This is a genomic window from Nonomuraea sp. GTA35, assembly GCF_041950525.1.
Lineage (GTDB): Bacteria > Actinomycetota > Actinomycetes > Streptosporangiales > Streptosporangiaceae > Nonomuraea.
The window spans coordinates 51,293-65,425 of record NZ_JBGNUV010000012.1 but is presented as its reverse complement, the minus strand read 5'-3'; the positions used below and the strand labels follow the sequence as shown (position 1 = coordinate 65,425).

General features: G+C 69.2%; 16 protein-coding genes. 5 read left to right on the top strand and 11 right to left on the bottom strand.

Annotation, left to right across the window (positions count from 1 at the left end):
* Positions 1 to 5: 5 nt before the first annotated feature.
* Positions 6 to 896, bottom strand: coding sequence for an alpha/beta hydrolase (locus ACBJ32_RS41175; protein WP_357877257.1), 891 nt, complete (start codon positions 894 to 896; stop codon positions 6 to 8).
* A gap of 82 nt (positions 897 to 978) precedes the next feature.
* On the opposite strand from ACBJ32_RS41175, the gene ACBJ32_RS41170 reads away from it, so the two are divergent.
* Positions 979 to 1,434 (top strand): hypothetical protein, encoded by a 456-nt coding sequence (locus ACBJ32_RS41170; protein ID WP_375131417.1) that lies wholly within the window; start codon positions 979 to 981, stop codon positions 1,432 to 1,434.
* A gap of 168 nt (positions 1,435 to 1,602) precedes the next feature.
* Here the strand turns inward: ACBJ32_RS41170 and ACBJ32_RS41165 are convergent, their stop codons facing one another.
* The gene (locus ACBJ32_RS41165) at positions 1,603 to 3,594 is read right to left on the bottom strand and encodes a DEAD/DEAH box helicase (protein ID WP_375131416.1); all 1,992 of its coding nucleotides are present in this window, start codon (positions 3,592 to 3,594) and stop codon (positions 1,603 to 1,605) included.
* A gap of 351 nt (positions 3,595 to 3,945) precedes the next feature.
* On the opposite strand from ACBJ32_RS41165, the gene ACBJ32_RS41160 reads away from it, so the two are divergent.
* Positions 3,946 to 4,590 carry a ferritin-like fold-containing protein gene (locus ACBJ32_RS41160; protein WP_375131415.1) on the top strand — a complete coding sequence of 215 codons (645 nt, stop codon included), beginning with the start codon at positions 3,946 to 3,948 and terminating at the stop codon, positions 4,588 to 4,590.
* Between the two features lie 471 nt (positions 4,591 to 5,061).
* Here ACBJ32_RS41160 and ACBJ32_RS41155 read toward each other — a convergent pair whose 3' ends face one another.
* The 5 genes from ACBJ32_RS41155 to ligD (ACBJ32_RS41135) form a co-directional block, all read right to left on the bottom strand.
* On the bottom strand, positions 5,062 to 5,295 hold the full coding sequence (locus ACBJ32_RS41155) for a DUF3107 domain-containing protein (protein ID WP_357877269.1): 234 nt from the start codon (positions 5,293 to 5,295) through the stop codon (positions 5,062 to 5,064).
* 89 nt (positions 5,296 to 5,384) lie between these two features.
* Positions 5,385 to 6,005: a TetR/AcrR family transcriptional regulator gene (locus ACBJ32_RS41150; RefSeq protein WP_185100948.1), complete on the bottom strand. Its 621-nt coding sequence runs from the start codon at positions 6,003 to 6,005 to the stop codon at positions 5,385 to 5,387.
* A 324-nt stretch (positions 6,006 to 6,329) separates the two neighbouring features.
* Positions 6,330 to 6,536: a hypothetical protein gene (locus ACBJ32_RS41145; RefSeq protein WP_357877272.1), complete on the bottom strand. Its 207-nt coding sequence runs from the start codon at positions 6,534 to 6,536 to the stop codon at positions 6,330 to 6,332.
* Between the two features lie 43 nt (positions 6,537 to 6,579).
* On the bottom strand, positions 6,580 to 7,452 hold the full coding sequence (gene ligD, locus ACBJ32_RS41140; RefSeq protein WP_357877275.1) for a non-homologous end-joining DNA ligase: 873 nt from the start codon (positions 7,450 to 7,452) through the stop codon (positions 6,580 to 6,582).
* The gene (ligD, locus tag ACBJ32_RS41135) at positions 7,449 to 8,330 is read right to left on the bottom strand and encodes a non-homologous end-joining DNA ligase (protein WP_375131414.1); all 882 of its coding nucleotides are present in this window, start codon (positions 8,328 to 8,330) and stop codon (positions 7,449 to 7,451) included. Before ligD (ACBJ32_RS41135) ends, ligD (ACBJ32_RS41140) begins: the two co-directional genes overlap by 4 nt.
* Positions 8,331 to 8,412: 82 nt before the next feature.
* On the opposite strand from ligD (ACBJ32_RS41135), the gene ACBJ32_RS41130 reads away from it, so the two are divergent.
* Entirely contained in the window at positions 8,413 to 9,309 is an 897-nt protein-coding gene (locus ACBJ32_RS41130) for a Ku protein (RefSeq protein ID WP_375131413.1), read from the top strand.
* 135 nt (positions 9,310 to 9,444) lie between these two features.
* On the opposite strand, the gene ACBJ32_RS41125 is transcribed toward ACBJ32_RS41130, so the two are convergent.
* Complete coding sequence (locus ACBJ32_RS41125; protein WP_375131412.1) at positions 9,445 to 9,879, bottom strand: hypothetical protein; 435 nt, start codon at positions 9,877 to 9,879, stop codon at positions 9,445 to 9,447.
* 186 nt (positions 9,880 to 10,065) lie between these two features.
* Here ACBJ32_RS41125 and ACBJ32_RS41120 point away from each other — a divergent pair, with 186 nt between their 5' ends.
* Positions 10,066 to 10,380 (top strand): hypothetical protein, encoded by a 315-nt coding sequence (locus ACBJ32_RS41120; protein ID WP_357877284.1) that lies wholly within the window; start codon positions 10,066 to 10,068, stop codon positions 10,378 to 10,380.
* Between the two features lie 734 nt (positions 10,381 to 11,114).
* On the opposite strand, the gene ACBJ32_RS41115 is transcribed toward ACBJ32_RS41120, so the two are convergent.
* From ACBJ32_RS41115 to ACBJ32_RS41105, 3 genes are all read right to left on the bottom strand, one after another.
* Positions 11,115 to 11,420, bottom strand: a complete 306-nt coding sequence (locus tag ACBJ32_RS41115) for a hypothetical protein (RefSeq protein WP_185100954.1) — start codon at positions 11,418 to 11,420, stop codon at positions 11,115 to 11,117.
* 343 nt (positions 11,421 to 11,763) lie between these two features.
* Entirely contained in the window at positions 11,764 to 12,129 is a 366-nt protein-coding gene (locus ACBJ32_RS41110; RefSeq protein ID WP_375131411.1) for a hypothetical protein, read from the bottom strand.
* A 599-nt stretch (positions 12,130 to 12,728) separates the two neighbouring features.
* Positions 12,729 to 13,040, bottom strand: a complete 312-nt coding sequence (locus ACBJ32_RS41105) for a hypothetical protein (protein WP_375131410.1) — start codon at positions 13,038 to 13,040, stop codon at positions 12,729 to 12,731.
* Positions 13,041 to 13,246: 206 nt separating this feature from the next.
* Between ACBJ32_RS41105 and ACBJ32_RS41100 the strand changes: the two genes are divergently transcribed.
* The gene (locus ACBJ32_RS41100) at positions 13,247 to 14,095 is read left to right on the top strand and encodes an alpha/beta fold hydrolase (RefSeq protein WP_375131409.1); all 849 of its coding nucleotides are present in this window, start codon (positions 13,247 to 13,249) and stop codon (positions 14,093 to 14,095) included.
* Positions 14,096 to 14,133 lie beyond the last annotated feature (38 nt).

Below are 14,133 nucleotides of genomic sequence, written 5' to 3'. Positions count from 1 at the left end.
CATGGTTACACCGCATTGGACCTGATGTCCAAGAAGTGCTGCTCCGCCGCGTTCCAGAACCTGACCAGGGCCGCCGCGGTCGTCTCCGGCGCCTCGACGGAGGGGGAGTGCACCGCGCCCGGCACGACCACGCACTCGGCCCCGAGCCGTGCGGCCATCTCCGACTGCAGCTCCGGGGGCCAGCCGTCGTCGTGCTCGCCGTACAGGACGAGCGTGGGAACCTCGATCTCGCGCAGCTCGTCGGTGCGGTCGTGCATGGTCAGCACCTGCTCGGCCATGCACGACAGGCCCGTCGGCGAGTTGGCCAGCAGGCGCTTGTGCAGGAACTCCAGGATCTCGTCGGGCACGTCCTGCGCCAGCGCCTCGGGCTCGAACCTGGCCTGCCAGACGGCCTCCAGGCCCAGCGACGGCACCTCGTCCATGATCTTCCTGCCGTTGCGGGCCCGCCTGCCCTCGATCGCCGCGGGGCCCGAGCCCATCAGCGTGAACGAGGCGAAGCGCGTGCGCCCGTCGATCACCGCCTCCCTGCCCACCAGCCCGCCGAACGAGTGACCCACCAGATGAACGGGGTCGCCGGCGCCGATGACCTGGGAGAGCACGTCGACGTCGGCCCCGAGTGCGGCGCACGTGTAGGAGGCGGGGTCGTCGGGGCCCGGCGTCTCGTACTGGCCGCGCAGGTCGATCGCCACCACCCGGCGGCCCGACTGGGCCAGGGTCATCAGGACCGCGATGAAGTCTTCCTTGCTGCCCGTCAGACCGGGGACCAGGAGCGCGGGCCAGCGCTCAACCACACCGCTGACCGGAATGGCCTCCAGGGCCGCGAACGTGCCCTGTGGCGTCTCGATCTTCTGCGGTGTGACGCCAGGAGGCAGGTCGAGGAATCGCGGCGTACTCACGTGGGGCAACAATACCCAGAGGTCAGCGCCTCGACACCGGCATGTCCACTACGCTGGTGCGAGTTCTGAGGAGTTGTGAGGTATGCGCGATCTCGAGATCCGGCCCGCCACCTCGTGGGACGACGTGCGGATGGTCTTCGGGCCGCAGGGGGCCTATTCCGGGTGCTGGTGCATGTGGTTCCGGCTCACCGGACCGGAATTCCGCGCCACCCCGCCCGACGGGCGCAGGGAGCGCCTCCAGAGGCTCGTGGACGGCGCTGAGCGGGCTCCTGGGGTGCTGGCCTACCTTTCGGGCACACCGGTGGGCTGGTGCGCTGTGGCGCCGCGTGAGGAGCACGCACGGCTCCTCCGGTCGCGTGTCGCCCGGCCCGCCTCGCAGGGGGCGCGGGTGGTCGAGGGGTACCCGAAGGACTCGGAGAAGCGGCTGCCGGCCGATGAGCTGTACCACGGGTGGCGGTCGCTGTTCGAGGAGGCGGGGTTCGAGGAGGTCGAGCGCCGCTCGCCGACCCGGCCGATCATGCGCGTCACGACGGCGTGATGGCCACCGCCTCGCCGGCCCGGCACATGTGAAGGGCGCGCACCCGGTGTGGGTGCGCGCCCTTTGGACTTGCCTGCGCCCTTTGGGCTTGCCTGCGACCATTGGGACGTGCCAGCGCCCGCGCGCGTGGTGCGTGTCAGCCCACGCGCGCCGGGCGTCGCCGGACGGTCAGCCCATGCGGCGGCGGTTGCCGCCACCGCCACCACCACCGCCGCCGCCGCGGGGCTGGCGGCGCTGCTGCTTGCGCTCCGTCGCCGCCGACGGGGCGATGTCATCGTCGTCCGTGGCCAGGTCCGGCGACTGGAAGATCACCGCGAACGGGCTGGGCGGGATGATCCGCTCCGGCTCCCTGCGCACCGGCGGGGGCGGCGTCGAGAAGCTCGTCTCGGGCACCGACGACGTGACGGGCGGCGCCGCGGGTGCCTGACGCTCCGTGACGGCGGGTGCCTCGTGCTCCACGACGGCGGGTGCCTCGTGCTCCACGACGGCGGGTGCCTGGCGCTCCGGCGAGGCGGGCGCGGCGGACGGCTCCACGGCCGTCTCGACGCTCTCCACCTCGGCGGGAGCCGCGGTCCTGCGCGTACGGGTGCGCTTGACGGGTGCCTCCGCGACCTCCTCGGCAGGAGCCTTGCGGGTACGGGTGCGCATGGCGGCGGGTGCCTCCACGGTCTCCTCCTCGGATTCCTCGGCGCGGCGCGAGCGGGTGGGCTTGACCGGCGCCTCGGGGGCGTCGGCGAGCGCCTGCTCGATGGCGGAGGAGGCGGCGCCCCTACGCGTACGGGTGCGCTTGGGCTCGGTGGCCGCCTGGATCTCGTCCGTGGTGAAGATCGCCGGAGTCTCCTCCGTCTTGGCATCCACGAGCTCGACCTCCGGACTCTCGACAGGTGCGGACTCCGCCAGCTCCTTCCCGCCGCGGGTGCGGCGGCGCTGGCGGGGCGTACGGGCGGGACGCTCCTCGCGCTCGTCACGGCGTCGCCCGCCACGCGTGCGGGTCCGGCCGGTCTCGCCGAGGTCCTCGATGCGCTCGGCCGACAGGCCCGCGCGCGAACGGGCGGCGTGCGGTAGCACGCCCTTGGTGCCCTCGGGGATGCTCAGCTCGGAGTAGACGTGCGGCGAGGTGGAGTAGGTCTCCTCGGGCTCGGCGAAGTCGAGCCCGAGCATCTGGTTGATCATCTTCCAGCGGGTCAGCTCCTCCCACTCCACGAACGTGACCGAGATGCCCGTGCGCCCGGCCCGGCCGGTACGGCCGATGCGGTGCACGTAGGTCTTGTCGTCGGTGGGGCAGTCGTAGTTGACCACGTGGGTGACGTCGTCGATGTCGATGCCGCGGGCGGCCACGTCGGTGGCCACCAGCACGTCGATCTTGCCGTTGCGGAACGCCCGCAGCGCCTGCTCGCGCTGGCCCTGGCCGAGGTCGCCGTGGACGGCCGCGACCGCGAATCCACGCGTGTCGAGCTGCTCGGCGACCATGTCGCAGGCCCGCTTGGTCTCGCAGAAGACCATGGTGAGCCCGCGGCCGTCGGCCTGCAGCAGCCGCCCGAGGATCTCGATCTTGTCCATGCGGTGCGTGCGCCACACGATCTGGCGCACCTGCGGCGTGGTCTCGCCCTCGCCGCTCTCGTGCTCGGCGCGTACGTGCGTCGGCCGGTTGAGGTACTTGCGCGACAGCGCGACGATCTCGCCCGGCATCGTCGCCGAGAACAACATCGTCTGCCGCTGCTCGGGGATCAGCTTGAAGATCCGCTCGATGTCGGGCAGGAAGCCCAGGTCGAGCATGCGGTCGGCCTCGTCGAGCACGAGCGCGGTGATCTGGCTCAGGTCGAGGTGCTTCTGCTTGACCAGGTCGAGCAGACGGCCGGGGGTGCCGACGATGACGTCGACCCCGGCCTTGAGCGCCTCGATCTGCGGCTCGTACGCGCGCCCGCCGTACACGGTCAGGACCCGGGAGCCGAGCTTGCCCGCCGCGGTCACGAGGTCCTCGCTGACCTGCGTGGCCAGCTCGCGGGTCGGCACGACGACCAGCCCGCGGGGCTTCTTGCGGTTCTTGCGCGGCTTGCCGATGCTCTGGAGCATCGCGATGCCGAACGCGTAGGTCTTGCCCGTGCCCGTGCGCGCCTGGCCGATCAGGTCCTGGCCGCTCAGCGCGAGCGGGAGCGCCATCTCCTGGATGGGGAACGGTGTGACGATACCCTCGGTCTCGAGGGCATCGGCGATCTCTGGTGTGACTCCGAGGTCTCGGAAAGTCGTCAGCGTGGCCTGCCTCAGTCTCAAATGAAGGCGGGCCTGCCGGGACCGACGGGCGGAAAACGCCCCCGTTTTGTGGGTCCTCGCGGTAGAGCCAGCCCTCTCGCGTCATCAGCGACCGCGCACCCGGGGATTCGGGGGGTAATCGGGGGATTCCCCCGAATTTACACAGTGCGGTCGCACTTTCACAGAGCAGTGTACTCGATACCACAACGCTGACCGAGCTTGCGTATGTTCCCGAAGATTCTCCGAAGTACGCTGCCTTCCATGAAGGAGTCTCCTGGAGTCGTCGACCTGCTCGGTGTGCTGGCCTACGCGGAGCTCAGCGCGTACGCGCGCATGACGGAGGACGCGGCCACCCTGGCGCCCTCCCTGGCCGACAGGGCGGCGCTGAGCGAGCTGGCCGTCACCGAGTACGCCCATTTCCGCCTCCTGCGCGACCGGCTGGCCGAGCTCGGGGCCGATCCCGGGGAGGCGATGACGCCGTTCGTCGGCGCGCTGGACGCCTGGCACGCGCAGACCAGGCCGACGGACTGGCTCCAGGCGCTGGTCAAGACGTACGTGGGCGACGGCATCGCGCTCGACTTCTACCGCGAGGCGGCCAGGCTGCTCGACCCGTCGATCGTCAAGCTGGTGGACGAGGTGCTGGTGGACGAGGAGCGCTCGCAGTTCGCCGTCGAGCGGGTCAGGGCCGGGATCGAGGCCGAGCCGGCGGCGGCCGGGCGGCTGGCGCTGTGGGCGCGGCGGCTGGTCGGCGAGGCGCTCAGCCAGGGCCAGCAGGTGGCCTCGGCGCGGCCGGAGCTCGCGCTGCTCCTGATGGAGTCACAGCAAGAGGGCCATGCGGACATCTCCCGGCTTTTCGCCAAGCTGACCGAGGCGCACAACAAGCGCATGGCGGCGATGGGCATCTGAGCAGCGGCCCCTGAGCGGATCCTGCCATCGGGCGGCTGCCTCCGAGCGGCGGCCCCCATGCGGCTGTCTCTGAGCGGCGCCCCTGAGCCGGGGTATCTGGGCGGCGTATCTGTGCGGGTATCTGGGCGGGTCTTGCCATCGGGCGGCGCGGGGGAGGCCGGCGGTTGTAGCGTGCCGTCATGAGGGCCTCGCGCCGCTACGGCAGTTCTTCGACAAGATGTGGGCCGAACCGCTGGACCACCCGCGCCGTGCTGCGAAGGGAGAGCACGCGCTGCCCGGCCACCGATCCGAGGTGTGATGCCGTCGTCAGGGACCGGCGGCCCCGCGGCTGCCGCCTGACGCGGCCTCGCCCCCGGAGCTGAACCCGCCGCGACAGGCCGGGGCGGGGGGCGTGGCCGGCCGGGGCGGGGCGTGGCAGAGCTCGTGAAGGGTACGGCGCGGACAGCCGTACCCCCCGGCTCAGCTGAGCTGTTAGAGCGTGCCGCCGAATCCGACCGGCCTGGACTCGTCCTCGCCGATCTCGACGAACCCGAGCGCGGCCACCGGCACCACGACCCGCCTGCCCTTCACATCGGTGATCGCGAACACGCCGCCGCGATCGACCGACAGGGCGTTCCTGAGCTCCTCTTCGATCTGCTCGGCGCTGAGGTCGGTCTCGACAACGAGTTCGCGGTGTACGGAGCGTACGCCGATCTTGATTTCCATGGTGGGCTCCCTAGTCGACGGGCTGGCTCACACCCATCGTCGCGGGTAGAACCCTGGAACGGGGCGAATGATCGCGCCCAGCGAACGGGTTATGCCGTACGCGGAAAACCGCTGATGCCCCGCCACGCCAGCCGGGCCATGAGCTGCTCGGCCGCGTCCTTCGGGATCGAGCCCTGCGTGGTGACCCAGTAGCGGGCGCTCACCTCGGCCATGCCCACCAGCCCGACCCCCAGCAGGTGCGCCTCGTCACTGGTGCACCCGGTGTCCTCCTGGATGAGCTCGCTGACCATCTCGGCGCACTCGCGCAGCGAGCGCTCCACCCGCTGCCGCACCGGCGCGACGTTACGCAGGTCGGACTCGAACACCAGGCGGAACGCCTCGCCCTGGCTGGAGACGAAGTCGAAGAACGCGCTGAAGGTGGCCTGCACGCGCAGCTTGTTCTCGTGGGTGGAGGCCAGCGCCTCGCGGCAGCGGTTGACCATGTCGTCGACGTGGAGGTCGAGCAGCGCCAGGTAGAGCTCGAGCTTGCCGGGGAAGTGCTGGTAGAGCACCGGCTTGCTGACCCCGGCCCGCTCGGCGATCTCGTCCATGGCGGCCGCGTGATAGCCGTTCTCCACGAACACTTCCTGCGCGGCGCTCAGGAGCTGCCGGCGTCGGGCCAGTCGGGGCAGCCGGGTGCCCCGGGGCTTGGCATCCGGGGTTGCGGTCACGCGGGTCTCCATTGGTCTCTCAGGCGGGCTGTTCGTGGGTTGCGTCGCACGCAGCGCACATCCTACGTGCCGGTAGGTCACGCGGCGGCGACGGACGCCGACGACGGGCCGCTTCCGCGCAGGTCACGGCCACCGCGCCCGGCACCGGCCCGCTAGCGAACCGGCATCGGAACGGCGCTGAGCCGAGGCCACTCCGGCATCGGGCCGAGGCCGAGCCGACGCCGGACCGGCATCGGACCGATGCCGTGCCGACGCCGCTCCGGCGTCGGGCCGTGCCGGTGCCGGCCCGGCGTCGGGTGGACGCCGGGCCGGCACCGGATCGGCTCAGCGGTAGTCGTCGTCGTCGAGATCGACCACGCGGTCCTGGTCGGACGCGTCCGCCGGATCGACGTCCAGCGGCAGCTCGCGGCGCAGTCGCCCCGTGCTCTGGAGCACCTCGCGGTGCTGCTCGGCGGCGTCGGCCTCCGGCGTCTCGATCGACCTTTCCCCCTCCTCATCGGCGTAGGGGCCTTCGTCCCCGCGTATGTCCATCTCCGACATGTTCGAGTCCCCCTCTCGGTACGACGGAACCAGCCTACGCCCGGCCGAAAAGGTCGCCGCGCTTCTCCACTCTGGCGAGGGCGTCCGGCGCGGTGAACACCAGGTCGTCAGGGTGTTCACAGTTCTCGACCTCCTTCCACGTCAGCGGGGTGGAGACCGTCGGCTGCTCCCTGGCCCGCAGGGAATAGGGGGCGACGGTGGTCTTGGCGGGGTTGTTCTGGCTCCAGTCGATGAACACCTTGCCCGGCCGCAGCTTCTTCGTCATCACGCTGACGATCTGGTCGGGATGCTCCTTCTCCAGGAGCTGGGCCAGCCTCTTGGCGTACGCGGACGGCTCCTCGCGGCAGTCCCAGTCCGCGTACAACTGCATGCCCTTGCTCCCGCTGGTCTTCGGCAGGGCCTTCAGGCCCTCCTGCTTCAGCACGTCCCGCAGCATGACCGCCACCCGGGTGCATTCGACGATCGTCGCGGGCGCTCCCGGGTCGAGGTCGAACACGAGCGTGTCAGGCGGCAGCGCCTGGCCGTCCTCGTCCACGCGCCACTGCGGCACGTGCAGCTCCAGGGCGGCCAGGTTGGCGTAGTAGACGAGCGTGGGCAGGTCGTCCACGACGGCGAAGTCGATGGTCTCGCGGTTCTTGGTGCTGCCGGGGGCGGGCAGGTTCACCCGCCTGACCCAGCCGGGGGTGTGCTCGGGGGCGTTCTTCTCGAAGAAGAACTGGCCGGTGACGCCGTTCGGGTAACGCTTGACGGTCAGGGGGCGGCCCCGCAGGTGGGGCAGCAGCACGGGCGCGATGCGGCTGTAGTAGTCGATGACCTCGGCCTTGGTGAAGCCGTAGTCGGGGTAGAGGACCTTGTCCAGGTTGCTCAGGGTCAGCTCGCGCCCGTCCACCTTGACCGGCACCTTCATAGCGTCACCTCCGCGGGGAGCCTGTCGGGACGCAGACCGCGCCACACCGGGTGCCGCAGCCGTTGCTCGTCGGTCCACATCGTGTAGGCCACCTCCCCGACCAGATCGGGCCTAACCCACCGATTCCTCCACGGAACGTCATTGCTGAACGGGCTGCGCGGGATCTCCAGCGGTCGCAGCAACTGGTACAGCTCGTCCAGCACCGCGTCGGTGAACCCCGTGCCGACGTGCCCGACGTACGTCAGGCCCGCGTCCGTGAACACCCCCATGACCAGCGAACCGACCCCGCCCGCGCGCCGTCCCTTGCCGGGTTTCCAGCCGCCGATCACGACCTCGCGCGTGGTCAGGTTCTTGACCTTGATCCACCAGGGTGACCGGACGCCCGGGCGGTAGGGGGAGTCGAGGCGCTTGGCGATGACGCCTTCGAGGCCCTGCTCGTACGTGGCCGAGAGCAGGTCGGACTCGCCGGGGAAGTACGGCGGCGCGCCGATGTCCAGCTCGTCCAGCAGCGCCCTGCGGTCGCGGTAGGACAGCTCGAACAGCGGCGTGCCGTCGAGGTAGAGCAGGTCGAACGGCATGTACGTGATCGGATACAGCTCCTGCACGACCGGCTCTGGGTCGGTCAGGTGCATGCGCCGCTGGAGCCGTTCGAAGCTGGGCCGGCCGTGCTGGTCGAGGGCCACGACCTCGCCGTCGATGATCGCGCTCTTCAGCCCGAACCCGGAAATTTCCGGATATCTCCGCGTGTATTCGACTCCATGCCTCCCCGTCACCCGCATCCCGCCGTCAAGATGGACGAGGGCGCGGATGCCGTCCCACTTGACCTCGAGGCCGTACTGATCGCGATCGAAGGGCAGTTCCCCAGGTACGGCAAGCATCGGTTCGATTGGGTATGGCATTGGTTGCCCCATGACGGGTATGTGCCCATTGCCGGGCCGGTTGAGAGCTGAGGGGTGACCCATGCGCAGCATCTGGAAGGGTGCGATCTCCTTCGGGCTGGTCACGATCCCGGTCAAGCTCTACTCGGCGACCGAGCAGAAGGACGTGACGTTCCACCAGGTCCACCGTGAGGACGGCGGCCGCATCCGCTACAAGCGGGTGTGCACCCAGGACGGCGAAGAGGTGGCCTACGCCGACATCGCCAAGGGGTACGAGCTGGCCTCGGGCGAGATGGTCGTGCTCACGGACGAGGACTTCGAGGACCTGCCGCTGAGCTCGTCCCGCAGGATCGACGTGCTGCAGTTCGCGCCGGCCGAGCAGATCGACCCCATCTACTTCGCCAAGTCGTACTACCTGGAGCCCGACGCGCAGGGCGCCAAGCCGTACGTGCTGCTGCGCAACGCGCTGGAGAGCTCCGGGCAGGTCGCGGTGGTCAAGGTGGCGCTGCGGCAGCGCGAGTCGCTGGCCACGCTGCGGGTCAGGGACGGGGTGTTCGTCCTGGAGACCATGCTCTGGCCGGACGAGATCCGCACGCCCGACTTCGCGTTCCTGGAGGAGGACATCGAGGTCCGCGCCCAGGAGCTGAAGATGGCCGAGTCCCTGATCACCACCATGGAGTCCGACTTCGACCCGGCCGAGTACCACGACACCTACCGCGAGGCGCTGCAGCAGGTGATCGAGGCGAAGGTGGCGGGCAGGGAGGTCATCCCGGCCCGCGAGGAGGAGGAGGCCGGGCCGGCGGTGGACCTCATGGCGGCCCTGCGGGCGAGCGTCGAGGCGGCCAAGCGGGAGCGCGGTGGCGAGCCGGCCAAGCCGAAGAAGGCGGCGGGCAAGCCGGCGAAGGATGCCAAGGACGACAAGGAAGCCAAGGAAGAAGAGAAGGCCGCGCCCAAGCGCAAGGCCCGCAAGTCCGCCTGAGCCCTTCGTGGGTGTGAGTCCCTTGTCGGCATGAGACCCGCGTCGGTCCGAGCTCTGGGGCTGGTCTGAGCTCTGGGTCGGTCTGAGTCCTGGGATGGTCTGAGCCTTGCGTCGGCCAGAGTCCCGGTCGGCCGTTCAGATCCACAGATACAGGCTGCGGCGGGAGCATGTGACCGGCTCCAGGCAGTCGAAGAACTCCTCCAGCCGTGGGTCCGCTTCCGGCTCGGTCGCCGGCGTCAGGCGGAGGGTGCGCTTGTACGGGCCCGGCACCGTACGGCTGAACTCGCGTGCCGCGTGCTCCAGCAGCGCCAGGTGCCTCGATACGGCCGCCTCCTCATGCGCCCGCCGGCCGGGGACCGGGTCGTCCCGTGAGAGGTCACGGCATGTCTCCGACGAACGGCCACCCCGGTGGGACGGGTGGGCGGCGTCCGCGTCCGTGTCGAGGATCAGCAGGGCACGCAGGCGGGCGTCGGCGTCCTGCCACCGGCGCAGCGCCGTGTCGTGGTCGACGTCCTCCGGCGGGTCGGCCCAGTGAAGTGGGACATATACGGATAAGTAGTGCTTTTTCATTGGATAAATCTTTAAGGCAAGCAATAAGATTCTTAATGCAGAGCAAAAAGGAGTCGTGGCTGTTTGCCCAGGCATCCGCCGGAAATGACACATTGTGGATGACTCTTCAGAAGCCGTCCAAGAGCTGTTTTCGGGTAATCCGGAAACGCGAGAACGGGGCAATCGATCCTTTAGGGGGAAAACGCAATGCCCAAGCTCAAAAGTGTTATCGCCGGCCTCGCCGTCAGCACGGCCCTGACCGGTGGCGTGGTGAGCGTGGGCGCGGCCACCACCATGGCCAGCGCCGACGCCGCCACCCAGGTCAGCACCGGTTCCTCCGTCCTTGCCGGGAACCACTGCGGTTGGGGCTGGCGCCGCTGCGGTTGGGGCTGGGGCCACCGGCGTCACCACAACCACCGCATGAGGGTGAAGATCAAGGTCCACAACCACAACTACAACCGCAACCCGCACCACGAGCCGCGGCACGAGCGTCGTGTGGACGACAACAGGCCCACCAACTGATATGACCGGGCGTTAATGGCGCAGGATTTCTCCTCGCCTCCATGGCGCTTTCCGCGAGGGCTCTCCGGTATCGACCGGGGAGCCCTCGTCATGTCGTTGCCGCCCTTTTGCGGGACGGGTTTGCGGCCGGCAAAGAACGACATGTGGGGTCGGGGCTTGGGTGCGGTTCGCAGGTGGGCCGAGCTGTGCGGGGTGGCCCACCGCACGGTGATGCACCGAGACCCCATCACCGGCCCGCACTCCTGCAGCGCGCCCCCTCGCGCCGCGCACTTCCGCGCCGCGCTCTCGTGGCTCGCGCTGCCGCGAGGCACGCTCCTGTGGCTGGCGCTGCTGCGAGGCGCACTTCCGCGACGCGCGCTCCTGTGGCTCGCACTTTCCGCGACGCGCGCTCCTGTGGCTCGCTCTCCTGCGGCTTCACTTCTGTGGCTCGCGCTCCTGCGGGCCCGCACTCCCGCTGCCCGCACCCTCGCAGCGCGTACGCCCACGACGCGGATGTATGCCCGCCGCCGGCACGCCCGTGGCGCACATGCAAGTAGCGCAGACGCCCGCGGCGCACAGCGCCGTAGCGCGCACCCCCAAACCAAACTCACCCCGGACACGCGAAGTGCCCGCGTCCCCCGGTTCGACGTCCGTTCTTGGTGAGAGGGCGGATGTCGGTTCCCGGCGAACACGGGCACTCGCTTACGTACGGCCCGAGCTCATCGCCCAACGGCGGGGCTCGTCAGCCAAGGGTTCTACCACCGACCACGGTGATGGTGACCGTTGTTGTTGTAGTTCCTGTTGACGATGACGACCCTGATCCGGCCATGGCCGTGGTGCCGGTGGCCCCACCTCTTCCAGCGGTTCCACCCCCAGCCCCAGCCTCCGCAGCGGCGCCAGCCCCATCCGCAGTGGTTGCCTGCGAGGACGGAGCCGCCGGTGCTGACCTGGGTGGCGGCGTCGGCGCTGGCCGCGGTGGTGGCGGCACCCGCGCTCACCACGCCGCCGGTCAGCGCGGTGCTGATGGCGAGGCCTGCGATAACACTCTTGAGCTTGGGCATTGCGTTTTCCCCCTAAAGGATTCGATTGCCCCGTTACGGATGACGACTAGCAAGTCATCCGCACTGTGCATATTTCCCACCTAAAGGGCGACAAACCGGATTTGTCCGTTTTTGCCCAACGCAAGGCCGGCGCATAAAGCATGCCTCGCCGAACCACCGGCAGACGCCGAAATCCCGGCCCGAGACCGGACCGGGACACGACGCAGCGAGGGCCCCCCGGCTGATGCCGGGAGAGCCCTCACCAAAGTTGCCGTGGAGACGAGGAGAAATGAACCTCAGGCCCAGCCGCGACGGTAAATCAGGCCGCCCCCGAGAACTCCTTGCGTCATTGACGCACGGTCATTTACCAGCGCCCGCCGTTGTTGTCGTTGTTGTTGTTGTCGTGGTGGTGGCGGGCGCCGTTGTCGTTGTGGTTGTGGTTGCGGATGACGATGCAGACCTGGCCACGGTGGTGGCGCCGGCCGCCCCAGCCCCAGCCCCAGCCGCCGCCGCCGTGGTGGCCCCTGCCGCAGCGGTTGTTGTGGTGGCGGCGGTGGTGGCCGTGGTGACGACGCCCCCAGCCCCAGCCGTCGTCGGTGCGAAGGGACGTGCCGGTGCTGAACTGGGTGGTCGCGCTGGCCGCGGTCGTCGCCGCGCCCGCGCCCACCATGCCGCCGGTCAGCGCCGTGCTGATGGCGAGGCCTGCGATAACACTCTTGAGCTTGGGCATTGTGTTTCCCCCTAAAGGATCGATTGCCCCGTTCTCGGCGTTTCCGGCATTGCCAGGAAACAGATCTTGGACGGCTGCTGAAGGCTCATCCACCGAAAGACATTTCCGGGGCGGCGCACGGGCAAACAGATACGACTCCATTTTGCTCTGCATTAACAATCTTATTGCTCGCATTAAACATTTATCAAATGAAATGAGAGGATATGTCCGATTGTGCCGCATATGGGATGGCGAACGGCCCGTGGCAACGAGCAGCTCGCCGGCCGTATCCATGTGCTGCCGGCGGTGGTGATGAAGGTGGTGATGTGTCGCGCATGCGGCGGCGCGGTGCCGCGGCGGAGAATTCGAAGGCGAAAAGGAAATGCCGGAATTCTCGCCGTCATTGGCTGCGGTCATCGCCATGCCGGGGCGAAATCGAAAACGCCCCCTGGGATGCCTGCCGTATGCGCGGTGACGAATCGCCGGCTCGCCGCCGTGACGGGCGACCGAGCGAGGCGTGTCACGCTGAGTGTCGTATTAATTTCCCGGAGTGATGGTGATAAACGATCAAGTGTGGCATTTGCCCCATTCTTGGGGCGTCGTATCCCGAACCGGGGGTGTCACCGCCTGCCGATCTTCTTCAGGTAGTGCCCGAAGGCGAACCCCCTGCGGCCGATCTCCGTCCCGTGGATCCGCCGCCACCTCCCGGAGTTCGCGCAGCTTCCCCACGTACGATCGCCCGGATACAGCTTGTCCACGATCCGTCCTCCCGGCTCCACCCGGATGTTGAGCCGGGTCTTCACCCGCACGACGCGGTACGTGCACCCGGGGCGGTCGTCGGCGTTCGCCGGCGCGGGGATGCTCACGGCCGCGAGCCCGCCTGCGGCGAGCACCGCGGCCACGAGGGCGGCGGCGATACGGGACGTGAGCATGGCGGTACCCCCTGTGCACGTTTGAGACGTATCTACCGTGCTGCCAGAAACCTCCGGTAAATAACCGCCCTGTACGGAATCCAGACCCCGCCTGGGGACGATGGTTATCGTTGATGGAACGGGAAGGGACGTTCGGAGAGCGACAAGGAGGAGATGCGATGACCGCGGAGCCGATCCCACACTGGCCAGGGCGAATGATCGGCTCGGTGCACGTTCGGTCCACCCCGGACGGCCCCGCCGAGCAAGCGGTGTTCGTGCACGGGCTGGCAGGTTCCGCCACCAACTGGACCGACCTCATGGACGAGCTCAAGGACACGGTCACCGGCCACGCCCTCGACCTGCCGGGCGCCGGATACTCGCCCGCGCCCGCCGACGGCGACTACACGGTCGAGGGCCACGCCAGGGCCGTGACCGAGCTGCTGGAGCACACGGGCCCGGCCCACCTGTTCGGCAACTCGCTCGGCGGCGCCATCGCCGTCAAGGTCGCCGCCACCCGGCCGGAGCTGGTCCGCACGCTCACGCTCGTCTCGCCGGCCCTGCCCGACCTGCTGCCCAGGTACGGCCCGCTCCGCGTGGCCGCGGCCGCGATCCCCCTGCTGGGCGAGTGGGTGGCGGACAGGCTGACCCTGGTCCCCGCGGAGCAGCGCATCACCGCCTCCATGGCCGTGGTCTGGGCCAACATGGACGCCGTGCACCCGCAGCGCCTGCGCGACGCCATCGAGGAGCAGCGCCGGCGCGACGACCTCCCGTACGCGGGAAGGGCCATGGTCGCCTCGGCCCGCGGCATCGTGGCCGAGTACTTCCGCCGCAAGCACACGCTCTGGGACCACGCGTCGAAGGTCCGGGCGCGCACCCTGATCATTCACGGACGCCACGACCGCCTGGTCCGCCCGGCCATGGCCAGGAAGGCGTACCGTACGTTCCGGCAGGTCAGACTCGTGCTGCTGCCGACGGCGGGGCACGTGGCGATGATGGAGATGCCGCAGGTCGTGGCGGCGGAAGCACGCCGTCTGATCGGTGAGACTCGATTGGGGAATGCCCCACTACCCAGCTAGGTTTCACTGTGAGATAAGACCCCCTGAAACGGGAGCGT

Coding starts and splice junctions, on each gene's coding strand:
- ligD (WP_375131414.1), bottom strand. CDS start 8,330: ATGCTTGCCGTACCTGGGGAACTGCCCTTCGATCGCGATCAGTACGGC.
- ACBJ32_RS41105 (WP_375131410.1), bottom strand. CDS start 13,040: ATGCTCACGTCCCGTATCGCCGCCGCCCTCGTGGCCGCGGTGCTCGCC.
- ACBJ32_RS41110 (WP_375131411.1), bottom strand. CDS start 12,129: ATGCCCAAGCTCAAGAGTGTTATCGCAGGCCTCGCCATCAGCACGGCG.
- ligD (WP_357877275.1), bottom strand. CDS start 7,452: ATGAAGGTGCCGGTCAAGGTGGACGGGCGCGAGCTGACCCTGAGCAAC.
- ACBJ32_RS41125 (WP_375131412.1), bottom strand. CDS start 9,879: ATGAAAAAGCACTACTTATCCGTATATGTCCCACTTCACTGGGCCGAC.
- ACBJ32_RS41170 (WP_375131417.1), top strand. CDS start 979: ATGCGCGATCTCGAGATCCGGCCCGCCACCTCGTGGGACGACGTGCGG.
- ACBJ32_RS41165 (WP_375131416.1), bottom strand. CDS start 3,594: ATGGCGCTCCCGCTCGCGCTGAGCGGCCAGGACCTGATCGGCCAGGCG.
- ACBJ32_RS41120 (WP_357877284.1), top strand. CDS start 10,066: ATGCCCAAGCTCAAAAGTGTTATCGCCGGCCTCGCCGTCAGCACGGCC.
- ACBJ32_RS41155 (WP_357877269.1), bottom strand. CDS start 5,295: ATGGAAATCAAGATCGGCGTACGCTCCGTACACCGCGAACTCGTTGTC.
- ACBJ32_RS41145 (WP_357877272.1), bottom strand. CDS start 6,536: ATGGACATACGCGGGGACGAAGGCCCCTACGCCGATGAGGAGGGGGAA.
- ACBJ32_RS41160 (WP_375131415.1), top strand. CDS start 3,946: ATGAAGGAGTCTCCTGGAGTCGTCGACCTGCTCGGTGTGCTGGCCTAC.
- ACBJ32_RS41115 (WP_185100954.1), bottom strand. CDS start 11,420: ATGCCCAAGCTCAAGAGTGTTATCGCAGGCCTCGCCATCAGCACCGCG.
- ACBJ32_RS41130 (WP_375131413.1), top strand. CDS start 8,413: ATGCGCAGCATCTGGAAGGGTGCGATCTCCTTCGGGCTGGTCACGATC.